The 23,606-nt window shown below is 70.2% G+C and carries 22 protein-coding genes and 1 pseudogene; 9 read left to right on the top strand and 14 right to left on the bottom strand.

Annotated features, from left to right (window positions below):
- The 3 genes from ACFY36_RS06710 (at window position 1) to ACFY36_RS06720 (ending at window position 2,609) form a co-directional block, all read left to right on the top strand.
- Window positions 1-1,032: an aldo/keto reductase gene (locus ACFY36_RS06710; RefSeq protein WP_499745833.1), complete on the top strand. Its 1,032-nt coding sequence runs from the start codon at window positions 1-3 to the stop codon at window positions 1,030-1,032.
- Window positions 1,029-2,084: an LLM class flavin-dependent oxidoreductase gene (locus ACFY36_RS06715; RefSeq protein WP_499744934.1), complete on the top strand. Its 1,056-nt coding sequence runs from the start codon at window positions 1,029-1,031 to the stop codon at window positions 2,082-2,084. The genes ACFY36_RS06710 and ACFY36_RS06715 overlap by 4 nt, the downstream gene beginning before the upstream one ends.
- A gap of 69 nt (window positions 2,085-2,153) precedes the next feature.
- Window positions 2,154-2,609, top strand: coding sequence for a GyrI-like domain-containing protein (locus tag ACFY36_RS06720; RefSeq protein ID WP_499744935.1), 456 nt, complete (start codon window positions 2,154-2,156; stop codon window positions 2,607-2,609).
- A gap of 115 nt (window positions 2,610-2,724) precedes the next feature.
- On the opposite strand, the gene ACFY36_RS06725 is transcribed toward ACFY36_RS06720, so the two are convergent.
- The 8 genes from ACFY36_RS06725 to ACFY36_RS06760 form a co-directional block, all read right to left on the bottom strand.
- Window positions 2,725-3,291, bottom strand: a complete 567-nt coding sequence (locus ACFY36_RS06725) for a hypothetical protein (protein ID WP_499744936.1) — start codon at window positions 3,289-3,291, stop codon at window positions 2,725-2,727.
- A 953-nt stretch (window positions 3,292-4,244) separates the two neighbouring features.
- Complete coding sequence (locus ACFY36_RS06730; RefSeq protein ID WP_499744937.1) at window positions 4,245-4,664, bottom strand: hypothetical protein; 420 nt, start codon at window positions 4,662-4,664, stop codon at window positions 4,245-4,247.
- 111 nt (window positions 4,665-4,775) lie between these two features.
- A complete protein-coding gene (locus ACFY36_RS06735; protein WP_499744938.1) occupies window positions 4,776-5,546 on the bottom strand; it encodes an SWIM zinc finger family protein in 771 nt (256 codons plus the stop codon).
- Window positions 5,539-8,472: a DEAD/DEAH box helicase gene (locus ACFY36_RS06740; RefSeq protein WP_499744939.1), complete on the bottom strand. Its 2,934-nt coding sequence runs from the start codon at window positions 8,470-8,472 to the stop codon at window positions 5,539-5,541. Before ACFY36_RS06740 ends, ACFY36_RS06735 begins: the two co-directional genes overlap by 8 nt.
- Window positions 8,469-8,894, bottom strand: coding sequence for a DUF5990 family protein (locus ACFY36_RS06745; protein WP_499744940.1), 426 nt, complete (start codon window positions 8,892-8,894; stop codon window positions 8,469-8,471). Before ACFY36_RS06745 ends, ACFY36_RS06740 begins: the two co-directional genes overlap by 4 nt.
- Before the next feature lie 10 nt (window positions 8,895-8,904).
- Complete coding sequence (locus ACFY36_RS06750; RefSeq protein WP_499744941.1) at window positions 8,905-10,152, bottom strand: ATP-grasp domain-containing protein; 1,248 nt, start codon at window positions 10,150-10,152, stop codon at window positions 8,905-8,907.
- Window positions 10,145-10,900 (bottom strand): alpha/beta hydrolase, encoded by a 756-nt coding sequence (locus ACFY36_RS06755; RefSeq protein ID WP_499744942.1) that lies wholly within the window; start codon window positions 10,898-10,900, stop codon window positions 10,145-10,147. Before ACFY36_RS06755 ends, ACFY36_RS06750 begins: the two co-directional genes overlap by 8 nt.
- 17 nt (window positions 10,901-10,917) lie before the next feature.
- Entirely contained in the window at window positions 10,918-11,268 is a 351-nt protein-coding gene (locus ACFY36_RS06760; protein ID WP_097321923.1) for an STAS domain-containing protein, read from the bottom strand.
- Window positions 11,269-11,445: 177 nt separating this feature from the next.
- On the opposite strand from ACFY36_RS06760, the gene ACFY36_RS06765 reads away from it, so the two are divergent.
- From ACFY36_RS06765 to ACFY36_RS06775, 3 genes are all read left to right on the top strand, one after another.
- Entirely contained in the window at window positions 11,446-12,921 is a 1,476-nt protein-coding gene (locus ACFY36_RS06765; protein WP_499744943.1) for an amino acid permease, read from the top strand.
- Window positions 12,918-13,757 carry a universal stress protein gene (locus tag ACFY36_RS06770; protein ID WP_499744944.1) on the top strand — a complete coding sequence of 280 codons (840 nt, stop codon included), beginning with the start codon at window positions 12,918-12,920 and terminating at the stop codon, window positions 13,755-13,757. Before ACFY36_RS06765 ends, ACFY36_RS06770 begins: the two co-directional genes overlap by 4 nt.
- A 174-nt stretch (window positions 13,758-13,931) precedes the next feature.
- The gene (locus ACFY36_RS06775; protein WP_499744945.1) at window positions 13,932-15,251 is read left to right on the top strand and encodes an RNA-guided endonuclease InsQ/TnpB family protein; all 1,320 of its coding nucleotides are present in this window, start codon (window positions 13,932-13,934) and stop codon (window positions 15,249-15,251) included.
- On the opposite strand, the pseudogene ACFY36_RS06780 reads toward ACFY36_RS06775, so the two are convergent.
- Window positions 15,251-15,733, bottom strand: a pseudogene (locus ACFY36_RS06780) (DinB family protein); the annotation flags it as partial. The gene ACFY36_RS06775 and the pseudogene ACFY36_RS06780 overlap by 1 nt on opposite strands.
- A gap of 411 nt (window positions 15,734-16,144) precedes the next feature.
- On the opposite strand from ACFY36_RS06780, the gene ACFY36_RS06785 reads away from it, so the two are divergent.
- Window positions 16,145-16,921 carry a hypothetical protein gene (locus ACFY36_RS06785; protein WP_499744946.1) on the top strand — a complete coding sequence of 259 codons (777 nt, stop codon included), beginning with the start codon at window positions 16,145-16,147 and terminating at the stop codon, window positions 16,919-16,921.
- Between the two features lie 116 nt (window positions 16,922-17,037).
- On the opposite strand, the gene ACFY36_RS06790 is transcribed toward ACFY36_RS06785, so the two are convergent.
- On the bottom strand, window positions 17,038-17,748 hold the full coding sequence (locus ACFY36_RS06790) for an SDR family oxidoreductase (protein WP_499744947.1): 711 nt from the start codon (window positions 17,746-17,748) through the stop codon (window positions 17,038-17,040).
- A 54-nt stretch (window positions 17,749-17,802) separates the two neighbouring features.
- The gene (locus ACFY36_RS06795; RefSeq protein ID WP_499744948.1) at window positions 17,803-18,810 is read right to left on the bottom strand and encodes a serine/threonine-protein kinase; all 1,008 of its coding nucleotides are present in this window, start codon (window positions 18,808-18,810) and stop codon (window positions 17,803-17,805) included.
- Between the two features lie 188 nt (window positions 18,811-18,998).
- Between ACFY36_RS06795 and ACFY36_RS06800 the strand changes: the two genes are divergently transcribed.
- Together ACFY36_RS06800 and ACFY36_RS06805 are read left to right on the top strand one after the other, a co-directional pair.
- Window positions 18,999-19,544: a GntR family transcriptional regulator gene (locus tag ACFY36_RS06800; protein WP_499744949.1), complete on the top strand. Its 546-nt coding sequence runs from the start codon at window positions 18,999-19,001 to the stop codon at window positions 19,542-19,544.
- A gap of 9 nt (window positions 19,545-19,553) precedes the next feature.
- A complete protein-coding gene (locus ACFY36_RS06805; protein WP_499744950.1) occupies window positions 19,554-20,648 on the top strand; it encodes a M20 family metallopeptidase in 1,095 nt (364 codons plus the stop codon).
- Here the strand turns inward: ACFY36_RS06805 and ACFY36_RS06810 are convergent.
- The 3 genes from ACFY36_RS06810 to ACFY36_RS06820 form a co-directional block, all read right to left on the bottom strand.
- Window positions 20,629-21,066 (bottom strand): response regulator transcription factor, encoded by a 438-nt coding sequence (locus tag ACFY36_RS06810; RefSeq protein ID WP_499744951.1) that lies wholly within the window; start codon window positions 21,064-21,066, stop codon window positions 20,629-20,631. The genes ACFY36_RS06805 and ACFY36_RS06810 overlap by 20 nt on opposite strands.
- A gap of 254 nt (window positions 21,067-21,320) precedes the next feature.
- Window positions 21,321-22,232, bottom strand: coding sequence for a hypothetical protein (locus tag ACFY36_RS06815; protein WP_499744952.1), 912 nt, complete (start codon window positions 22,230-22,232; stop codon window positions 21,321-21,323).
- 65 nt (window positions 22,233-22,297) lie between these two features.
- The gene (locus ACFY36_RS06820) at window positions 22,298-23,233 is read right to left on the bottom strand and encodes a sulfotransferase family protein (RefSeq protein ID WP_499744953.1); all 936 of its coding nucleotides are present in this window, start codon (window positions 23,231-23,233) and stop codon (window positions 22,298-22,300) included.
- Between the last annotated feature and the right edge of the window lie 373 nt (window positions 23,234-23,606).

Genomic DNA, 23,606 nt, shown 5'->3' on the forward strand with positions numbered 1-23,606 from the left:
ATCCCCCTGCGCCCGTTCGGCCGTACCGGTGTCAAGGTCAGCGCTCTCGCGCTCGGCACCATGATGTTCGGCTCACGCGGCAACACCGATCACGACGACAGCATCCGGATCATCCACCGCGCCCTCGACGCCGGCGTCAACCTGGTCGACACCGCCGACGTCTACAGCCAGGGCGAGTCCGAGGAGATCGTCGGCAAGGCCCTGCTCGGCCGCCGCGACGACGTGTTCCTGGCGACGAAGTTCCACGGGCAGATCGGCGAGAACCCGAACCACTTCGGCAACTCCCGCCGCTGGATCGCCCGTGCGGTCGAGGACAGCCTGCGGCGCCTGCAGACCGATCACATCGACCTTTACCAGGTGCACCGGCCGGAGGAGGACACCGACTTCGACGACACTCTGGGAGCGCTTTCCGACCTCGTACGCCAGGGCAAGATCCGCTACATCGGCACGTCCACGTTCGAGCCGTCCGCGATCGTCGAAGGCCAGTGGATCGCCGAGCGCCGCGGCCGGGAACGTGTCGTGGCCGAGCAGCCGCCGTACTCGATCCTGGCCCGGGGCATCGAGCGCGAGGTCCTGCCCATCGCCGCGAAGTACGGCCTGGCCGTCATCCCGTGGAGCCCTCTCGCGGGTGGCTGGCTGACCGGGAAGTACCGCGCCGGCGGCGCCCAGCCGCCCACCAGCCGCGGTGGCCGCCAGCCCGGCCGGTTCGAGATCGGCGAACCGTCCAACGCGGGCAAGCTGGCCGCCGTCGAAGCCCTGGCCCTGCTGGCCGAACAGTCCGGTCTCTCGCTGATCCACCTGGCGCTCGGCTTCGTCCTCGAACACCCGGCGGTCACCGCCCCGATCATCGGCCCGCGCACGTTCGACCAGCTCGAAGGCCAGCTCGGCGCCGCCCAGGTGCGGCTGTCCCGGGACGTCCTGGACGAGATCGACAAGATCGTGCCGCCCGGCGTCACCCTGTCGTCGCGGGACCAGGGCTACCACCCGCCGGCCATCACCGATCCGTCCCGCCGCCGCCGGAGCGCCTCATGAGCCCGACCTTCCTGTGGTACATCCCGAACACGGTCGAGCCCGGCCATCGCGGCGACGACGCCGTCGACGGTTACGGCACCCTCGACCACAGCGTCGAGCTCGCCCTGACCGCCGAGAGACACGGCTGGTCGGGGGCGCTGATCGGCACCGGCTGGGGCCGGCCCGACACGTTCACGGTCGCGACCGCGCTGGCCGCCCGCACCACCACGTTCCGGCCGCTGGCGGCCATCCGGCCCGGCTACTGGCAGCCCGCGCATTTCGCGAGCGCCGCGGCCACGCTGGACCGGCTGTCCGGCGGCCGGCTACTGATCAACATCGTGAGCGGGAAGGACAACCTGGCCGCCTACGGCGACGTGGAAGGCGATCAGGCCCAGCGATACGCGCGCACCAGGGAGTTCATGCGCATCGCACGCCGGCTGTGGACGGAGGAGCGGGTGTCGTACGAGGGGGAGCACTTCAGCGTCACCGATTCGACGGTGGCGCCCCGGCCGTACGGCGAAGGTCCTCGCCTCTATTTCGGAGGAGCCTCCGCCGCGGCCGAGAAGGTCGCCGCGGCCGAGGCCGACGTGCAGCTCTTCTGGGGTGAGCCGCTGGAGGGCGTGGCCGGCCGCATCGCCCGCCTCCGCCGGTTGAGCGGCGACCTCGGCCGGGACCTGCCGCCGCTGGAGTTCGGCCTGCGCATCACCACGCTGGTCCGCGACACCGCGGAAGAGGCTTGGCGCGACGCCGAGGCGAGGGTCGCCGAGATGGCCGCCCGCGCGGCCTCGCCGGAACTGCTGCGCGGCCCGGCGGTGGGCCAGCAGCGCCTGCTCGACCTGGCCGCCCGGGGCGACGTCCTGGACTCGTGCCTCTACACCGCGCCCGGTCGCTACGGCGGAGGCGGCGCCGGCACGACATGGCTGGTCGGCTCGGCCGACGAGGTGGCGGCCGCCCTGCGCAAATACGCCGATCTGGGCATCACACACTTCGTCCTGTCCGACACTCCGTACCAGCGCGAGACGGCCCGGGTCGGCGACGCCCTGATCCACCGCCTCCGCGACGCGGTCCTCTGAGCCGGCCGGAAAGTGTCGTACCCGGGTGCGACGATCCTCCCGGCACGGCTTTTCGACAGAGGAGGAAGCGTGAGGCTCGCCGAGCAGGACGAGGTGGTCGTCATCGGCTACGCGGTGCGGACACACAACGCCGACGAGGCCGACCCGGCGCGGGCCCGGATTCCCGGGCTGTGGCAGCGCGCGACGGCGCCCGGGGCGTTCGACGGCGTGGAGGGGCGGCGGGACCAGCGGCTGTACGCGGTTCTGACCGGCTACGAGTCCGACCACCACGGGGCGTACACCCAGATCGTGGGCGTAGCGGTGACCGAGTCCGCGGCCGTTCCCGGCGGCATGGCCACCGCGCGGGTCCCGGCCGGAAAATACCTGCTGGTGGAGGCCCGGGGCGCGATGCCGGCGGCGCTCATCGAGGCCTGGGCAACGGCCTGGCGGCACACCGAGAGCGGCGCCACCCCGCCCCGCGCGTTCACCACCGACTTGGAGATCCACCACGAGGAAGGAGCCGACCTCTACCTGGCAACAGCCTGACCACCCCCGGCCACCCACCCGACGCGATACGGCCGCTCGCCCGGAGTCGTCCGCCGCGCTCGGCGCTCACCCAGCGCCGAGCGCTGTAGTGGCATGCCGGAAGCATCACGTGTGTCTACGGCCACGTACTCAGCTCATCTCGCAGGGTTGGGGCTCGCGGGCCTGGCTCAACATGTTCGCCGGCGTCGACTGGTGCCCGCCCGGTCCGGGCACGCTGGCCGCTCATCGTTCTGGGCTGTGTTGATCCTGCCCCGGACGAGCGGGATGGCTTTGAGGGCTGAGTCACCAGGAACATGGCGACGACCGTGAAGGCCATCAGATAGGCAACGTCAATGACGGTCATCGGGACAAGCACGCCCACCCAGAAATCACTCAAGTCGTAAGACAGGGCGATCAGCACCCCCAGCTCGATAAGAATGGTTATGCTGATCACTGAGACCACCAGATATTTAAGGTGAAATATCAACATGCTGGACATGAGGTCCACCATTAACCTCAGGAACGGGCGATCCTTGCCGCCTTTAGAGGAGTCCTTGGCGTTCTTGTACAACGATTCGCCCAACACATTCGACCTCAGTGTCATGATTCGTTTCACCAGCGCTGACTCAATACTGACCGCCAGAAGCAACACCGGTATCACCTGAGCTGCTGCGCCATAAAAGTTCTCAAAATCAGTCTTCACGTCGATCCCCCCAGTTATCCAAGGTGTGCGTACAAGAAATGGTTGCCACCTCGCAGAGGAGACGCTCTGTCTGTTGCGCGACCGCATGGCTGTCAGCTTCCGGCAGCCAGGGCGTCTGACCTAGTCGCGCTCCCTCCGTCACTTGAACCAGTTGGAAAGATGACTGGCAACCTGCGCCAAGCATCCACGGACTGGATCCTGCCCTCGAGGTCACGATCGCCTTGGGCGCTGGCCTCTCGTTATTACTAAGTGCCGTTGGTTGCGGATCGGTTAGTTCTATGCCGATCCATCATGGCGATCGACATCTGGCGGATCAGTTCAGGGCGTCGGCGAGGGGGTCGCAGGCTGGCGGCTCGAAGGCGAGGCGGGACGACGCGTTCACGATCATGCGCTTCGGAGCCCCGGTAGGTCATGGCCGCACTGGATCGGGAATTTCTTCAGACGGCGTTCAAATTCCCGTCTTCAATGAGCCACCACAATAGGAATCAAAGAATGCCCCGCATCTTTGTCGCATGCGAGCGGGATTACTCCGACGTCTCGACCACAGATTCACGCCGCGACGATACTCATGCCATCCTGGAGCCGGCCTCGCGCGGCGGCGTGCCGACCGGGCTCGAAACGCGGTCGAGGCGGGCACCCTCTTGCCCAGCTACGAAGTCCTTCGCCGTCTGTCACCCATCCGCGTCAGCGACCTCCGTGAACAAGGTGGCGCGCGTCATGACGCCACCGTTCACTGCGTGCTGGACGCGCCTCGCCGCTGGCCATGCCGAACGGAGGGGCGTTCATCGAACGTTGTGTGTTTCGTTCGACGCCCAGCCACTCACCGCCCGCAGCCGGCCCGCTGAAGGACGACCACGACACCGTGGGGTGTCCGGGGGTCGCCCCCGGAAGCAGGAACAGATCGAGCCACGGCCCTGCGGGGCCGTGGCTCGATGTGGTGCTTACTGACGATGTCAGTGCTTGCCCTTGTGGTGACGGTGGTGGTAGCGGTGGTAGTAGCCCGGGCCACGGTCGCCGAAGTCGTCGCGGTCCCAGTTGTACCAGTTGTCGCTCCAGTCGTCCCAGTCGTCGTTGTCCTCGACGACCAGGGCCCAGCGGCTGCGGAAGCCGTAGCCGACCCGCACGCACTCGGCGTCGTCCCAGCGGTCGAAGCGCTCGCCGAGCCGGCCGGCGATGACGCAGCGACGGAAGTCCCGGTAGTAACCAACGACGCGCTCGTCATCGTCGTCCCAGTGCTTGGCCTGGTTCGTGGTCGCCTGGGGGGCAGCGTTCGAGCTGCTGCCCGTGGAGGCCACAGCCGTGCCGGCGCCCAGCGTCGCGGCGGCGACGACACCCAGACCGGAGACCATCAGCATTCGGGTGATTCGGTTCATTTCACACCTTCTCTTGACAAAACGCTGTGTCCCAAGAAGGAGATCATGAGTACGCAATGTCACGGGTCAGTTTCGTAAGGTGTAACCCGATCGTGGGAGAACGGACTTCGGCTACGCTTCCGGCAGCGCCAGGTAGGCGGGCCGCAGAAGCTCCACAATCGGGCGGCCGTCCTGCGCCAGCCCGGGCGGATCGAGCTGGTCGAGCAACGCGTCAGGCCTGGTCACGGCCCCGGGACGCCCGCCGACCGCCGCCGCCGGAGGAAGCGCGTCTCCCCAGAAGTCAGCCGGGTCTCCCAGCCCGTCACCCGGATCGGTGACGGGGATCTCGGCGGCAGCCGGAGCGGCCGGCTCGCCGGTGACCGCACGGGCGCTGCGCAGCTCGCGCAGGCGCATCAGTAGCTCGTCGCGACCCCGGCCGCGCCAGACGAAAGCCCCGAACGGGTCCTCCTCGAAACTGCGCGCCAGCGCGTAACTCGCGGCCGCGAGGTGTACGCAGGGCATGGGCCATCGCTCGCAGGTGCAGTCCATCGCCACTTCGTCGAGCGACAACGGCACCAGCGACAGCCCGGCCGCCTCGAACACCCGCCCGATGCCCGGCGGCATCCGCCCCGCGAGCAGATCGGCCGCGAACCGCGCCTGGAGAACCAGATCTTCCTCGACCCGGGCCCATTCCGAGGCCCCGAAGGCCCGCAACGCGATCCGCGACCGGAACGCCCGCGCGTCGTCCGGGCCGCGCACCAGCGCCACCACGAGACTCCCCGAGATGGTCAGGCTCCGCACATGCCCGGCCCGCTCGTCGCGGCGCCCCCGGGCAAAGGTCGGCCCCATCCGCAGCGACTCGAAAGTCCCCAGAAACGCCAGCGACAACCGCTCGTCAGTCACTGAGGGCCTCCGGGGCGAGGGTCAGCAGGTCGCGGAGTTCGGTGGTGGACAGCGAAGTCAGCCAGCCCTCGCCGTTGCCCACGACCCGGGCCGCCAGGACGCCCTTGTCGGCCAGGAGGCGGTCGATGCGCTCCTCCAACGTGCCCAGGCAGACCAGGGTGTGTACCCGCACGTCGCGGGTCTGGCCGATGCGGAACGCCCGGTCGGTGGCCTGCTCCTCCGTGGCCGGGTTCCACCAGCGGTCCACGTGCACCACATGGTTGGCGGCGGTCAGGTTCAGGCCCGTTCCGCCCGCCTTCAGGGACAGGACGAAGACCCCTGGGCGGGTGTCGGCCTGGAACGCCGCCACCATCTCGTCGCGGGCGGCCCTCGGGGTGCCGCCGTGCAGGTAGCGCACGGGCACGCCGAAGCGGGCGGCCAGGTGGGGTGTCAGCATCGAGCCGAAGCGCGCGAACTGCGTGAAGCACAGCAGGCTCTCGCCCTGGGCCAAGGCCTGGTCGACGATCTCCTCGAGGCGTTCCAGCTTGCCCGAGCGGCCGGGCAGCGCTGAGTTGTCGCCCAGCAGCAGGGCCGGGTGGACGCAGGCCTGTTTCAGCTTTGTCATGCCGGCCAGCACGATGCCCTTGTTCCAGCGGTCGGTCGACTCGTCGAGCCGGTTGGTCATCTCCTCGAGGATCGCCTTGTACAGCGTGCTCTGCTCGCCGGTCAGGCCGCACAGATGCCGCACGTGACGTTTGTCGGGCAGCTCGTCGATGACGATCGGGTCGGATTTGACGCGGCGCAGAAGGTACGGCCGGGTGGCCTGGCGCAGGCGGGCCGCCGCGTCCTCGTCGGCGTAACGCTCGATCGGCACCGCGAAGCGGGCCCGGAACGTGTGGGCCGAGGCGAGCACGCCGGGGTTGACGAAATCGAGGATCGACCACAGCTCGGCCAGGCGGTTCTCCACCGGCGTGCCGGTCAGCGCTATGCGTACCCGGGCCGGGAGGCGCCGCACCGCCTTCGCCGCCGCGCCCGCGCTGTTCTTGACGTTCTGCGCCTCGTCGAGCACCACCCTGTCCCACCGCACGGCCGCGAGGCGGTCGGCGTCGCGCACCGCCGTCGCGTACGTGGTCAGCACGATGTCGGCGTCCAGCGCGACGTCCCGGTCCGTGCCGTGCAGCACCGCGACGCTCAGCGACGGCGCGAAGCGGGCGATCTCGCGCTGCCAGTTGCCCAGCACCGAGAGCGGGCAGATCAGCAGCGCCGGCCCGGAGCGGCGGTGCAGGAGCAGGGCCAGCAACTGCACCGTCTTGCCCAGGCCCATGTCGTCGGCCAGGCAGGCGCCCAGCCCCAGGCCGTCGAGGAACGCCAGCCAGGAGAAACCCCTGATCTGGTACGGACGGAGCGAGCCCACGAGAGCATCCGGCGGGTCGAGCAGGGTGAGCCGGTGTTCGAGGTCACCCGAGAGCAGGTCGGCCATCCACCCCGAGCCGGCCGTGGCCGTCACCGGCAGGGGCAGCTCCTCCGGCGGCAGCAGCTTGATCGTGCGCAGCGCGTCGCCGGCCGTCATCGTGCCGCCGCCGCGGGCCAGGAACCGCAGGCCGGCGTCGAGCCGCTCCGCGTCGAGATAGACCCACCGGCCCCGCAGCCGCACCAGCGGCACCTTGGCCCGGGCCAGGTCGGTCAGCTCGGCCTCGGTGAGCATCTCGCCGCCGAGCGCCAGCCCCCAGTCGTAGTCGACCATGTGGCCGAGGTCGGCCGCCTGGTCGCGCAGCACCGCCGGCACCGCCTCGCGCGGCCGCAGGTTGAGGCCCAGGCCCAGACCGGGCCGCTGCCGCCACCACGCCGGCAGCAGCACGCCGTAGCCCGCCTCCTCGAGAGTGGCCGCGTGGCTGAGGAAACGATGGGCCTCCTCGGTGTCGAGGACCATGTCGACCGGCCGGGGCACGCGCAGCGCCGCCTCGAGGTCGGGGTGGAGCCGGGCCGCCCGCCCCAGCCCGCCGAGCAGCCGCTCCTGCGGGTGCCTGGTCCAGCGGCGCAGCGGCGCGTACGAGTCGCGCCAGATGTCGGCCGCCGTCACCAGGGCGCTCGGCTCGTCGACGGCCTGGAGCAGGAACTCCAGCAGCCAGGCCTCGCGCGGCGGGGTGCCGGACGGGTCGACCGCGTCGGGTTCCGACCCCTCCTGGGTGATGTGGCTGAGCCGGAAGCACAGCCGCACGGCGGCGCCGGAGACCGCACCCGCGTGCCAGGCGTCGAGCTTGTCGGCCAGGTCGTCGGCGAGGGCGGGCGCGGCGACGAAGCGCGGCTCGTCGGTCAGCGCGGTCAGCCACCCGTCGCCGATGCGCACGCCGGCCTCGGCCAGCCGGGTGCGGACCAGGCCGTCGACGAGACGGTCGAGGGCCGCGGCCAGCGCGTCCGGCGCCGGCAGCCCGGCCACGTCGCCGGGCCGGGCCCGCTCGGCCCGGGCCGCCGCCGGCAGCCGGCGCAGCAGGTCGGCGTGGTGGACGGCGTCGAAGCCGGTGAGCACGGGCCGCCAGCGGGCGATCGGCCCGTGCGGATGGACCGCCGGCAGCACCCGCCCGCGCCGCACGAGATCGGCCGCGAACGCGCACAGCTCGGTCATCCACAGCACCGACGGCCCGAGCCGCCCGTCCCACGAGTCGGCCAGATCGTCGTCGAGGAACGGCACGGTCACGGCCGGCACCGGCCAGGCCCGCAGCCGGGGCGTCCCGCGCCGGGGCGGCAGGCCCAGCTGGGGCGAGGGCAGCGGCCCGGCGCTGGTGGAGGGCAGGACCAGGGTGGCCTGGCGCGCATCGCCGGCCGGCAGCGCGGCGGTGGGCAGCGCGAACTCACTCCGGTCGGAGGACTCGCCCCACAGGACCAGGGAGCCGTCGCGCCCGACGAACCCGTGCAGCACCCGCACCATGGCCTGGGCGACGGCGGTCATTCGACGCTCCAGTCGGGCCGCACCCGGGCACACACCGGGTCACCGTGGGCGTCGGTCAGGCCCAGAGAGCCGATCAAGACCTTTCCCTCGTACGCCGATCGCAGCACCGCCGTCGGCACGTCGCCGAACATGAGCTTGGCCCGCCGGAACATCTCGAAGGCGTCCCCGACGACGTTTCCCCAGGTCAGGTAGAGAAATCGGGCCCCCGGACGGCCATGGACCCACGGCCCGCCCACGTCGAGCAGGTCGTCGACCTCCCGCGCGTCGACCGAGATCTCCCACGTCGCCGACGGCGCCCAGGCCGGGATCAGCTGCTCGGCGACCGCCTTGCGCTGCATCCCGGCATGAACGTTGGCCAGGCGCAGGGCCGACGACCCGGCCCGGGCGCCGGGCAGGTCGTGTCCCTCGATCCGGATCCGCACACCGCAAACATTAGGCCCGGGGTACGACATGATCGCGCTGCCAGGCGTCGATCAGGCCGCCGAAATGTGCGAGGAACCTCTCGTGCTCGTGGACCGGATAGGTGGCGCGGACCGTCTCGCGCAGCAGCGACCGGAACTCCTCGGAGGTGACCCAGTCGTTGACGGCCTCGTCCACGTGTCCCAGGTAGGAGGCGCAGAAGTCCTGGTAGCGGTCGACCTCGAAGTAGGCGTCGGCCAATCGCCGATACTCGCGCAGCTTCTCGGCGTACGACAAAGAACTGTCGTCCGAAATCTCGAAATAGGCCGAGGTGTCGGTGTCGAGGCGCGGCCGGCGGCCCGTGACGACGCAGTAGATGGTCCAGCGCGCGAGCGCGGCCATCGCCCACGGGAAGTAGTAGTGCAGTGAGGTGATCGCCACGTCGGGGCAGGCGTTGGCGTAGTCGATCGGGTGCACGTCGGTGCCGCGTACGAGGGACTCGCAGGAGTTGAACTCCCACCGGAAGAACGCGTTGACCAGCCGCGAGATGGTCACCACCTCGTCGCCGACGTCGGCCGAGAGGAAGCTGTGGTCGACCTCGTAGCGCGAGTGCATCGGCTGGTCGGGCCGGAACTTCATCACCATCGTCTCGGGGCCGATGCTCAGCGAGCGGGCGAACACGTCGTACCCCTCGACCGAGGCCTGCAGGTGCATCAGCCGCTCCCCGGACGCGTCGTAGGCCGCGTGCAGCTCGTCCGGATTGCGGATCTTGGAGACGCCGACCCAGGCGCCGCCGTCGTACGGCTTCATGTAGAGCGGATAGCCGACCTGCTCGGCCGTGCGGTCGAGGTCGAACGGCTGGTTGTAGCGGGCGGCCGTGTAGGCGTACCGGCTGTTGTCCAAGGGATTTTTGTACGGCACGAGGACCGTCTCCGGCACTTTGAGGCCGAGCCGCATCATCGCGCAGTACGCCGCGTGCTTCTCCATCGACTGGAACGTGAACGGGCTGTTCAGCAGGTACACGTCGTCCATCAGCGCGATCTTCTTGAGCCACTCGCGCGGGTGGTAGTACCAGTACGCGAGCCGGTCGATGACCAGCTCGTGCCGTGGCTCGTAGCGCAGGTTGAACGGCTCGATGGTGACCCGCTCGGCGTTGACCCGGTGCGTCTTGCCGTCCGGTCCGGTGATCGTCCCGATCCGCCGCAGCAGCGCCTCGTAGGCTCTCGGCCAGTCGTCCTCGGTTCCCAGCAACAGTCCGATGGTGTGCTCGACGTCAGCCACTGCGGCTCCTCTCAAGCCCGTTTAGCAGTGAGGTGAGGTGCGGATCCAGGGCGTCCCGCCACGCGGGCCAGTCATGACCACCTTCGTTTTCCGCAAAGGCGACCGGATAATCCTGCGATCGCAGGGCCGCGGCCATGCTCCGGTTGTTGGCCAGGTTCTCCTCGCCGTGACCGCAGGTCATGGCCACCGGAACCGGCACGGGCGGCCCGCCACGGGCCCGCAGGACCCGCCCGGTGAACCGGACGATCCGCAGCCATCGGGCGAAGCCGGACTCCTGCTTGTCGAAGCGTGGCTGGAAGAAGCTGCCGGACTGCAGGAACAGCCCGGCGAACGCGCCCGGATGCCGGCGCTGGCAGTGCAGCATGGCCAGCGCGCCCAGGCTGGCGCCGATGCCCACCACGGGACCGTCGGACACCTGCGGCAGGATCTCCTCGGCCAGGCTGCGGGCGTACGCGGGCGAGGCCGAATACCACTCCAAGCGGTCGCCGGCGGGCAGCAGGACGAGGCGGCAGGGCGCGATCCGCCCGGCCGTGATCGAGGCGGCCAGATAGCGGCCCAGATCGGCGTGGTGGTCGTAGTCGGGCCCGTCGTGGGCCACCAGGACGCGGCCGGCCCGCTGGGCGGGCGTCCAGATCCGCGCGGCGAGCACGGCGCCGAGCTGCGGGGCCTTGACGTCGAGATCGTGCCATCGCCCGGCCGCCGCGGGCATGCTCAGCCAGTCGGGTTCACGGCCGGCCGAGCGCTCCATCTCCGCACTCTAAACGCTCAAGGCGTATAGGTCTGCGTCGTTGAAGAAGAAGGCGGCAGGCCGAACATCTCGGTCAGGCCGGTGACGCGCAACTGGCGGTGCACGAACTCGCTCGGGTTGCGCAGGATGAACCGGGTGCCGACCTCGCGGGCCGCGTTGTGACCGGTGACCAGCGTGCCGATGCCCTGCGAGTCCATGAAGGTGACGAAGGTCAGATCGACCACCAGGGTGACCGGCCGCTCGCGCTGGAGGGTGCCGAGCAGGATCTCGCGGAGGGCGCCGACGGTGGCGGCGTCGAGAGTGCCGCGGACATCGACGACGATCGCGCCGTCGGCCTGCCGCCGCGTCGTCATCACCGCCTCGCCCATGGCAGAGAACCTCTCTTTCCCGTGGCCACACCGTACCCCGGCGGAACGGACCCTCGCAGGCTGCCGCGTGTTTCCGGCACCACAGCGGACAGCCGGTGCGTGTCCCCCGGTTGCGCGTGACCGGCGGTAGGCACATCGTTACATCGGCGGGAACCGATAACGGGAGGTGAACGCGGTATGGCGACGACTTCGGGACGGCCGGGCATCTTCGCGGTCAGAGACGTACGCTCCCTGATCACCGAGACGGCGGAGGAGGGGCACGGGCTCAAGAAGGCGGTCGGTGCCACGCATCTGACCGCCATGGGTGTCGGAGCGATCATCGGCACCGGCATCTTCGTGGTGATCGGCGAGGGGGCGGGCATCGCCGGGCCCGCGGTCATCCTGTCCTTCGTGCTCGCCGCGGTGGCGTGCACGTTCTCCGCGCTGTCCTACGCGGAGCTGGCCTCGTCGATCCCGGTCGCGGGCAGCGCGTACACGTACACGTACGCCACCCTGGGCGAACTGGTCGCCTGGATCATCGGCTGGGACCTGATCCTGGAGTACGGGGTGTCGGTCGCGGCCATCGCGGTCGGCTGGGGCGGCAACCTCAACGCGTTCCTCGACTCGGCGTTCGGCGTGGCCCTGCCGGACGCGATCGCGAAGTCCCCCGAGGACGGCGGGGTCTTCAACCTGCCGGCCGTCTTCGTGGTCCTGGCCATCACGCTCCTGCTGGTCCGCGGCGTCACCGAGAGCGCGCGGGTCAACCTGGTGATGGTCGCCATCAAGCTGGCCGTGCTCGTGTTCTTCATCGTCGTCGCCTTCGCCAACTTCGGCACCGGCAACTTCCAGCCGTTCGCCCCCGAGGGCGTGGACGGGGTGACGGCGGCCGCGGCGGTCATCTTCTTCGCCTACATCGGCTTCGACGCGGTCTCCACCGGCAGCGAGGAGGCCATGAAACCGGAGCGCGACCTGCCCCTGGCCATCATCGGCTCGCTGCTGATCTGCACGGTGTTCTACGTGCTGACCGCGGTCGGCGCGCTCGGCATCGCCTCACCGGACCAGATGAAGGAGAGCGACGCGCCGCTGGCCGCCGCCCTCGACCAGGGCGCCGGCATCAGCTGGGCGGCGGCCGTGCTCGCGCTCGGCGCGGTCGTGGCCATCACCAGCGTGGTGCTGGTGATCATGTACGGCCAGACCCGCATCTTCTTCGCCATGTGCCGCGACGGCCTGCTCCCCCAGCGCCTGGCCCAGGTCAACCAGCGGTACGGGACACCGGCCCGGCTCACCATCGTGCTCGGCGTGCTGATCGCGATCCTGGCCGCGCTGGTGCCGCTCAGCGAGATCGTCAAGCTGGTCAACATCGGCACGCTGTTCGCCTTCGTCCTGGTCAACGTCGGCGTGCTGGTCCTGCGCCGCACCAGGCCCGACATGCCGAGGCCCTACCGCGTGCCGTGGTCGCCGCTGCTGCCACTGCTCGGCATCGCGTTCGCCATCTACCTGATGACCGACCTGCCCGTGGACACCTGGATCCGGTTCATCGTCTGGCTGGCCATCGGCGGGCTCATCTATTGGCTGTACGGCTACCGCAACTCCCGCCTGCGCAGCGAGCCCCAGTCCACGCCGGGCTGGGCCCGCGACCACAGCGACGACGACGAGGAAGAAGAGCCGCGATGAGCGGCCCGGTGGTCACCGGATACGACGGGGGCGCGTCCGGCGCGGACGCGCTGATGCTGGCGAGTTGGACGGCACAGACGCTGGGCGTACCGCTGATCGTGGCCGTGGTGCACCCGGCGCCGGCCGCCCTGGGCTCGGGCCGGGTCGACGCCGAGTGGGTGGCCGACCGCCATCGCGCGGCCACGCTGGTGCTCGACGGGGCCCGGGCCGCGCTGGAGGGCGCGGCGGCCGACGTCGACTACCGCCTGATCGCGTCGTCGTCGGCCGCGCACGGCCTGCACGACCTGGCCGAGCACGCGGCGGCGTCGATGCTGGTGGTCGGCTCGGGCGGCAGCACGGCGGAACGGCTGCTGGCCGGCACGGTCTGCCCGGTGGCGGTGGCGCCGGCCGGCCTGACCGGCCCGGTGGGCAAGCACGGCCGGGTCGGGGTGGCCTATGTGGACACGCCGGACGGCCGGCGCGCCCTGGAGGAGGCGGCCCGGATGGCGAGGCGGACGGGCGACGAGCTCCGCCTCTACACGGTGGTCGCCGAGGCCGACGCGTCGCTGCCGTTCCTCATCGGCGACGACGCGGAGCGGGCATTCCTGGAGACGGCGAGGGAGACGTACGAGCTGTCACTGTCCCGGGCCGCCGAAACGGTGCCGGACGTGCGCGTGGACTGGCGCGTCGAGGCGGGCGACGTGGTGGGCAGGCTGGCCGCGCTGACCGAGGTGGACGTGCTGTTCTGCGGTTCCCGGGGTTACGGCCCGGCCCGCCGGGTGCTGCTGGGAGGAGTATCCACCCGCCTGATCCGCCGGGCCCGCCTGCCGATCGTGGTGGTGCCCCGAAGCGGCTAGTGCGGTGTCCATGACCGTTGACCGGGTTCGACGGCCGTGACATTCTTGCTCCATGCCTAGACGTCGTGGCGCTAGCCCCGATCCGGTCGTGCATCGCACCGCCCGGATCGGCCTACGCCTGACCCGAGCCCAACGGCAGCGCTGCTTCGGCCTGCTGCGCTCCGCCGGAGACGTGTGGGCCTGCGTGCTGGAGGTCAACGGCTGGCGGCGCCGGCGTGGGACGCCCCGGCGGCGGGCTATCAACAGCTGTGCCGGCTGCTGGCCCAGTCCGGGCCCGGCACGTTCGGTGAACTCGACAGCGTGGGCGCCCGGTCGGTGCTACGGCGTTACTCCGATGCCTGGTTCTCCGCGGCCGCCCGCCGCAAAGCCGGCGCCCTCGAGGTGCGGTATCCGCGCCGCCGGCGCTCGTTGATGCCGATCCGCTGGTACCACGGCACCTTCGGCCTTGACGGACACCGCCTGCGGCTACCGGTCGCCCGGGGCTGCCAGGCGTTGCTGCTGCGGCTGGATCGGGCGGTGCCGTATCCGGTCGAGACGGTGCGGTCGGTGACCCTGCTGTTCGCCGACGGCCGACTGAGCGTCGACGTCACCGCCGAACTCCCGGTCGCCACGTATCCGGCCGGGCAGCGACCTGATCCCAGGCGCGTCGCCGGAGTCGATTGCGGGATCATCCACCCGTTCGCCGTCGCCACCCGCGACGGGCACGCCCTATTGGTCTCCGGCCGGGCCATCCGCGCCGAACACCGCCTGCATCTGGCCGACACCAAAGCCCGCCGCCGCGCCACCGCCACCCGGGCACCCAGCAAAGGCCAGCGCGGATCGCGGCGCTGGCGTAAGACCCGCCGCCGCGCCCGGCTGGTCGAAGGCCGGCACCGCCGCCGCGTCCAGCAGGCCCTGCACGAGGCCGCCAAGACGGTCGTCGGGTGGGCCGTCGAACAGCAGATCGGCACCCTGACCGTCGGCGATCCCCGCGGTGTGCTCGATCTGCCGGCCGGGCGGCGGCACAACCTGCGGCTGCGGCAGTGGCAGATCGGCCGCACCCTGCAAATCCTGCAAGACAAAGCCGCAATGGCCGGAATCCAAGTGCACCTGGTCGACGAACGCGGCACCTCCTCGACCTGCCCACACTGCCGCAAGAAGATCACCAAACCACGCGGCAGGACCATGACCTGCCGGCATTGTCAGTTCGCCGGGCATCGCGACCTCGCCGCGGCGTTCACCATCGCCGCCCGAACCCCGGGCAGCGTCACCACCACCGCACCCGCTCACATGAGTGCAGTCACGCACCGTCGAGCCGGACGACACCTGCCCGGTGTCCTCACGGCCCGGCGTGACCCCCGCCGCCACCCACCCCGGACAGCGGCAGCAGGGTCAGTTGGCCGGCGGAGGCCCGCCCCACCCATACCGGTGGGGAGTCGCTCGTCCACACTCATGGGCGAGGATCCACAACACCACCGGAACCCACCCGGCAAACGTTCGTGGACACCGCACTAGCCGGTGGAGCCGTCGAGCTGTTCACGCAGGATGTCGGCATGCCCGGCATGCCGGCTGGTTTCAGTGAGAACGTGAACCAGAACATTGAACAGCTTGACGGCGGGCCGGGGCCACCACGGCACCAGCCCCGGAGCATCAACGGCGAGGGCGTCGATGGTGGCGTCGGAGTGCGCCCAGGCGCCCCGATACCGGCCGACGATCTCCGCACGGGTCTCGAACTCAGCGGGCCGGTGGGAGTCCTGCCACACCCGCTCGTCGTCCCACGGAGCCAGGGGCTCGGCGGGCGGCCGCCCGAAGACCTCGCCGAAGTACCGGGCCTCGGTGTGCGCGAGATGCTTGACCAGCCCGAGAAGATTGGTGCCGGTGGAGGTGAGGGGCCGCCGGACGTCGTGCTCGGAAAGCCCGTCAAGCTTCCACAACATCACTTCACGAGCGTCACGAAGCTCACCATGCAGGTACTCCTTCGCAAACTCATCGATCACGAAGAATCACCCTGCCACACGCCTGCACACGCTCAGGCTTTCGTCTGCCGTTCGAGCTCGGCTTCGGTGACAAGCCGCGAGAGCAGCGAGCGGTCGTGGATGAACCACCGCGCCACCCGTACCCATTGCCCTCGACGTCAAGATCTGCTCGCCGTCTTCATACGTAGATAGGCGAAACGTCCAGCGTGGTAGTGACCTCACTCGGCCGGCTGGGCCCGGACGGCGGTGACGGGAGCACCCCGTGACACCGAGGAATCACGCGCCCGAGCAGACGCGGCCGACGACAAACCCGATGAGCACTGGCGCGATGTTCCTCAATACGGATGTGCACGTCATTTACTCAACCTGCGTTATTTCAATTACCGTGATCGTTTCTTTGCTGTCGATCTTCGGGGTGCGGGATAATGACTCATGGCGCAGCTGGGGTTCTTTTCGAGATCGGTTATTGCTTCTATGCGGGATTGGTCGGGCGTGCCGAGTCATTCGCCGGAGATGGTGGAGTTCCGGCGTGGTCAGGATGAGCGGCGGCGATGGGGTCTTAAACGACGCCATGCGTTGAAGTTGTGTCGGCTGCATGGTTGTTCGCGGTTGTGCGGTGAGTTGGGTCTGCATGATTCGACCGAGCGGATACCCCCGCTGGTCTGGGATGACGAGATCAGCTGGGTGCGGCGCCCGATGACCGCTTCCCGCCCCGACGGTGTGCCGCAAACTTCGCAGGCCAGTTGCCCGAAGAGGCCGGTCGAGGCCGACACGGTGGTGCGGGCCGAGCCAGCCGCCCAGGCCGGCCAGGCAGTTCGGACAGAGCCGGCCACGCAAGCCGAGCAGGCAGTCCGGACAGAGCCGGCCACGCAAGCCGAGCAGGCAGTCCGGATCGAGCCGGCCACCCCGCCCGAGGCGGAGGTGCGGGCCGAGCCGGCCGTTGAGGCTGAGACGGCAAGGCGGCCCGAGTCGACGGTTCGGGGCGAGGTGGTGGTGCGGATCGAGGCGATGACGCCGCGCCGGCCGAAGGGTCCGGCGAAAGTCGCCGCGCGGGCCGAGTCCACTGGGCTGAGTGGATTCTCACGCGTCGCCCGTGAACGCCGGTCGGGCCATTCTATATCGGGGGCCTCGCATAGCTCCGGTCGGCGGCGCGCAATTTCTGTCGCACATTATCCGGCAGTGTCATCGCGAAATTATCGGCGACAATGAAAACGTGACCGGGGCCATCTCCGCCGACGAATGAAACATGCCGCTGATGCTTTGCCGAGAGGAGTTGGGTCTCGTTTCTGGATGGCCGCGGCCCCACGAGGCCGCGGCCGGTGGTGTCAGCCGAAAAGGGCGCCGGCGATGTCGGCGTAGAAGAGGGCCGGGTCCTTGGACAGGGAGGCCTTGACGTTAGCGGTGGGGGTGTCGGCGATCACCTCGAGCTTGCCCGCCTCCAAGCCGTCCAGGGCCTGGGTGACCACCTCGATGGGCGGGAGCTTGGGGATGTCGTAGCCGGCCATCATGTCGGTGTCGGCGATGGCCAGGGCCAAGGCCGTGACCTGGGTCTTCTGGTCGGCCAGTTCCAGGCGGATGCCGTTCGTCAGGGACCACTCGGCGGCCTTCGAGGCGGCGTAGCCGTTGCTGCTCGGGGCGAAGGCGTACCAGCTCAAGGCCGAGATGACGTTGAGGATGGCGCCGCCGGACAAGCGAGGGGCGAAGGCTCGGGTGACGTTGAGGGTGCCCCAGAAGTTTGTCTCGAACTCGCGGCGGATGTTGTCCGTCGACGGGCCCAGCAGCGGGGCGTCCGTGGAGATGCCGGCGTTGTTGACGAGGATGTCGAGGTTGCCCACCTCGGCGGCCGCGGCCTCGATCGACGCCGCGTCGGTGATGTCCAGGCGCAGCGGGACCACGCCGGGGATGTCGATGCGGTCGGGGTTGCGGGCGCTGGCGTAGACGGTCGTGGCGCCGCGGGCCAGGAGGGCCTCGGCGAAGGCCTTGCCGAGGCCGCGGTTGGCGCCGGTGACGAGGGCTGTGCTGCCGTTGATCTGCATGCTGTCAACGCTAAAACCTCTCGTTGACGTCAGAGGCAAGTATTGCGAGACGAGTCACTCCGCGCGGTGACGGCCGGCGCGCTCCTCGTCCAACGGCCCCGCGACCGACTCCGGCGGCACCGCGACCGGCTCCGGCGGCACCGCGACCGATGTGGGCGCGTCGGCCGCTTGGGCGTCCCACGGCGAGACCTTCGGCCGCGGTGGCGAGAGGTCGACCTCCTGCATGGGTACGTAGACACGGGCGTCCACCGCCTCGGCCAGCAACAGTGCCGCCACCAGCGCGGTCGGGCGGTGCTCGGGGTCGCGGTCCAGGCAGCGCGAGCACAGGTCGACCACCTCCGGCGGCAGGCCGTCGGACTCGGGCAGCGGAATCGGGTCGTTGTAGCGCTGCGCGTGCACCAGTTCGGTCGGGGTCTCGGCCCGCCACGGCAGGTGGCCGGCGATGCAGAGGTAGAGCAGGACGCCCAGCGCGAACATGTCCGAGGCCGGCGTGGCCGGGCAACCTTCGAAGCGCTCGGGGGCGACGTACGCCGGCGTGCCCATCACCGGGCCGTCCGGGTCGGGGTCGTGGGTGCCGACGGCGGCCGCGATGCCGAAGTCGAGGACTTTCGCCCCGGCCGGGGTCAGCATGACGTTGCCGGGCTTGATGTCGCGGTGCACCACCTTCTCGGCGTGCGCCGCGGCCAGCGCGGCCGCCACCTCGGCGCAGATGCGCACCCCGATGCGCCAGTCGATCGGGCCGGCCGCGATGTGCGCGCTCAGCGTCTGGCCCTCGACCAGTTCCATGATGATGTACGGGACGTCGCGCCCCTCCCCCACCGCGGGCGACGTGCCGAAGTCGTGCACCCCGGCCACGTTCGGGTGCGCCAGCCGGGCCGCCGACCGGGCCTCGGTGCGCACCAGGTCGACGCCCACCTGGCCCAAGGTCCCCTCGACCGCGGGCGCCATGATCTTCACCGCGACCGGCCGGTCGAGCACCTGGTCGTGCCCGCGCCACACCTCCGACATGCCGCCGACGCCGATCCGTCGCACGAGCTGATATCGCCCGCCCAGCGTCCGCATCCACCCCACCATCCCCACTGATCTTCGGATGGCGGTACCCGGGCCGTCCGGGCCGAAAACGCCACTACCGCGTTACTGTGCCGCCCCTCACCCGTCCTTTCACCTTCTGAAACCGCGTAGGGACGATCGCGCAAGGGGCACGCGCCTGCGTACTTGTCTGCACCTGACCAGCCACGCAGCATCTTTAGATGCCGACCGTCGACATCCTCGCGCCGTATCAGCAGATCGCCGCCGAGATCCGCCACGAGATCGTCACCGGTCACCTGCCGGTGGGCGGGAAGCTGCCCTCCGAGCACGTGCTGGCCGCCGAGCACCAGGTGGCCCGCGCGACCATCCAGAGCGCCCTGCGCCTGCTGCGCACCGAGGGCCTGATCGCCTCGCGCAAGGGCGCCGGGACGTACGTCACCAGCCTGGCCGCGGCCGACGCCAGCCGCTGCCCGGCCCGCATCGAGCTCGACCACGCCCAGGTCGGCTGGCTGAGCCGGCTGCCACCGCCGGCGCACGCCCTCGACCGGGTGCTGCACTGCGAGCTCGAACATCCCCATCCGGGCCCGCACGCCGGCCTGGCCCAGCAGGCGCACGGCACCGGCTGGTGGGTGCAGTGGTCGCTGACCGCCTCCGAGATCAACCCGATCCCGCTGTGCGGCGCCGAGCGCGATCCGGCCGACGACCGCCGCTGCCTGCTCTTCCACGGCCACCCGGGCCGTCACCTGCACAGCCACGACACGCACTAACGTGAGCTGATGGAGGAACTCGTCGATCTGGCCGCCGATCTCATCGCGATCCGGTCCACCGCCGACCGGCCGGACGAGCTGGAGCGGGCGCTCACGTTCGTGCTCGGGGTGGTGGGGCCCGGTTTCACGGTCGAGCGGTTCGCGTCGAGCGGCAAGCCGAGCGCGCTGGTGCGCACCGAGGGGTCGAGCGGGCCGTTCCGGGTGATGCTCAACGCCCACCTCGACGTGGTGCCGGGGGCCGACGGGCAGTTCACGCCCCGGCGTGACGGGGAGCGGCTGTACGGGCGCGGCGCGCAGGACATGAAGGTCGCGGCGATCGTCATGGCTTCCGTCTTCCGCGAGCTCGCGCGCTCCGTGCCGTACCCCCTGGGTCTTCAGCTCGTCACCGACGAGGAGGTGGGCGGGTTCGACGGCACGGGACACCAGGTCGATCGGGGTGTTCGGGCCGGGTTCGTGGTGATCGGCGAGCAGAGCCGGCTCCAGGTCGTCACCGAGTCGAAGGGGCTGGCGCACGTGCGTCTGCGGGCCACCGGCCGGGCCGCGCACGCCGCCTATCCGTGGCTGGGCGAGAACGCCGTCGTGGCCGTCATGGCCGGGGTCCAGAGGCTGCTGGAGCGCTATCCCTCGCCGGCCGAGGAGGCCTGGCGGACCACCGCCAACGTGGCCCGGATCGAGACCGGCAACCGGGCCGTCAACCAGGTGCCGGCGGAGGCGGAGGCCTGGATCGACCTCCGCTTCCCGCCCGGGGACGCCGACTTCGACCGGCGTACGAAGGAAGAAGTGGCCGAGCATCTGCGTGCCGTCACGGGGGTCGACGTCGAAGTGCGGGCGCTCGGGGCGCCGCACCGCGCCGATCCGGACAGCGACGACGTCGGGCAGCTGCGCCAGGTCGTCCGGGATGTGGGGTTCCCGGGAACGCTGTTGCGCAAGCACGGCGCGGCCGACGGGCGCTTCTACTACGCGCACGGGATCGACGCGGTGATCTTCGGGCCGGGCGGGGACGGGCAGCACGGCGCGGACGAGTACGCCGATCTGACCACGGTCGAGCCCTACCGCCAGGCGCTGACCGCCTTCCTGCGGACGGTCAGTCCGCGTTCGCGATGAGCAGCCAGCGCACCCGGCGGACGAGCTCGGCCGGGCTGAACGGCTTGACCAGATAGTCGTCGGCGCCCACGGTGAGGCCCAGGTCGATGTCGAGGGGACGGTCGCGGCCGCTCATCATCAGCACGGGGATCTGCGCGGTGGCCGCCTTGGAGTGCAGCTCGTAGCAGACGCTGAGGCCGTCCATGCCGGGCATGGACACGTCCAGGATGACCATGTCGGGCTGTTCGGCCTGGACCAGGTGCAGAGCGCTGCTGCCGTTGTCGGTGGTGATGACGTTGTAGCCGGCGGCGACGAGCTTCGCCACGACGATCTCACGGATGTCCTCGTCGTCGTCCGCCACCAGGATCCTGGGGTCGGTGACGTCGCATCCCGACTCGATGAAGAAGGGCTGTTCCTTCGAAGCCGTTGCAAGAACCACTGATCTCTCCTGAACCGTCGGAGGTTGCCGAGCGGTTGGCCCCATCGGCCGGGGCCTGGTTCAGGACAGGAAAATCATGGTTGCCGTACGGGTGCAGTGGCGCGGGAAATGACGAAGCCGCCCCTTGTGAGGGCGGCCCCGACATCGACGGTGCGGCCGTTTTCCGCACGCACCTGGCGTCACCAACGAAGGTAGAGCATCAAGATCGATCCAAGGGCTCAGACCCCGTGGATCGTGATCGCGCTCTCACCACATCAGAACAATTCGGTACGAAGATCGTGAGCTCCGTCGGCCCGGGTGGCCTCGTAGTAGACCCGCTGCCGGCCGCCGGGCAGGGCGACCAGGCTCAGGTAGCGCAGGCCGTTCGGCTCGTGCGGGCTGCCCAGCGGCTCGCGGTCCTCGGCGGTGAGCTCGCCGAAGCTCCCGTCGGCCAGGCGCTTGCCGCGCGCGAGACCGGTGCGCTCCTCCCAGTTCTCGCCGGCGGTCGCCCGCCCGTCGTACGCGACCGTGATCTCGTCGCCGGTGACCTGCACCGAGGAGACCCGCACGCCGCGGGCGTCCCACTCCCCCGGCCGGCCGGCCAGCGCCGTGCCCCGCCAGGTCCAGTGCACGCCGTCGGGGCTGGTCGCGTACTCGGTGGTCATGCGGTCGGCGTCGTCCCAGCTCTCCAGCGGATGCACGGACGCCCACAGGTGCCAGCCGTGCTCGTCGTGGTGCAGCACCGGGTCCTTGACCCCCACGGTGTCGTCGCCGGCCAGAACCGTGCGCGGCGTGGCCGTGGCCAGGCCGGCGAGGGTGGCCGCCTCGAGCAGCTCGACCCGCCAGTGCTTGGTGCCGGGCGTGGCGGCGCTGACGTAGAGCCGCCACTGGCCGTCGGGGGTGTGCACGATGGCGGGCCGCTCGAGCGACTCGGCCCCGAACTGCTCCTTGGTCACCTCGACGACCGGCATGAAGCTCACCCCGTCGTCGGAGGCGGCGATCACGTTGGCGATGCCGCGGCCCTCGCCGATCGGCAGGCGCAGGCGGTAGGCCAGGTAGAACCGGCCGTCCACCACGATCGAGCTGGGCGCGCCGGCCCAGGCGCCCGGTTCCTCACCCGGAGGCTCGACCACGACGGTGGAGTCGTCCCAGCGAGGTAGCGGGAGCATCGAGATTCCGGTGGTCACGGCGACTCCTTCGGCGCGGCGTCAGACTGCGCACAAGTATGCATTGTCTATGGAGAAGATGGGGATTAGACGGCGCCCGCGTGTCGGTCGACGGAGAGCCAGTCGTCATAGCTCTCCCCCGTCACCTCACTCAGCAGCGCGATGTCGTCAACGAACGACGGCAGCAGGGCGGCACGCTCCTGCGGCGTGGTCACCGGCCGGGCTCCCTTCTTGCGGTGCAGCAGCGTGAGCAGCGGCCCACGGGCGGCGAGCCGCAACGGCACCGGGAAGTGATGCCCGAAGGTTCCGCCGGTGCGCAGAAGATAGCGCAGGATCCGGTTCAGGTCGTCGTCCTCGACCACGTGCCGGTTGACGTTCTCGCGCGGGATCGAGGTCAGCACTCCGGTGGCGACGCCCAGGAACGAGCAGACCCGGTCGAGCGCGGCCGCCGGGTCGTCCTTGAGCTCGCGATAGCGCATCAGCAGCACCTGCTCGCGGGGAAAGTGCTCGTAGAGGTGGCGCACCTGCTCGCCGTACTTGCCGAGGCTGACGTAATGCCAGAAGTCGGCCCAGCCGGCCGCCTTGCGCGACTCCTCGGCCCGGCAGGCGGTGAGGAAGTCGGCCTCCGGCTCGAGGCCGGCGTTCCAGAGGTGCGTCCAGTTCGAGTGGGCCCGGTCGACCGGGTCGCGCAGCAGGATGATCAGGCGGGCCGACGGGACGAGCGCCTTGATGCGCTCGTGCGCCTTCAGGTCGTACAGGTAGAAGGGCGTGGCCTCGCCCAGCGTGGCGGCCGGCGGCGCGGGGGCGAACAGGGCCTCGTACTCCTCCTGGCGCCAGACGTGCTCCTGGTACGTCTGCACGTCACCCGGGCCGCCCGTGGTGGGCGGCGGGCCGTCGGAGAGGAAGAACTTGGGCTCCTTGACCGTCGGCAGGAACAGGTCCGGATGCTGGACCAGTGCGGCGTGCAGCGCGGTCGTTCCCGCCTTGGGCACCCCGGCGATCAAGAAATCGGGCAGCGGCATGGCAGTCCCTCTCCACGAGCGGGTCTCAAGTGAGACTTAGCCTACAGATCTAGTAGGCATTCGCACGCGCGAGGCGGCCGCTCAGCTCCGGCCGAGAAGACGCCGCCACCACGTCACACGCCGGAAACGCGGGCAGCCCGCGGTATCGCACAGCGAGCACTCGGATCCGGGGCGGTAGTGCTCGTGCGCCTGACGCGGATGCCCGCAGACACACACGGCTTCCTCAGTGTTCATCGCCTCACCCAAAGTAATCGCGCTCGGAATCTACGGGACAGTACCCACAACTGGGGCTTCCGGTGGCCCCGGGCGGGGTCGTGTCGGGGGTACGGCGCAACCGGCTCGCAACCGAGACTTCACGGACAGTGATGTCGAC

It is taken from the genome of Actinoplanes sp. NPDC000266 (genome assembly GCF_042899005.1).
GTDB lineage: Bacteria > Actinomycetota > Actinomycetes > Mycobacteriales > Micromonosporaceae > Actinoplanes.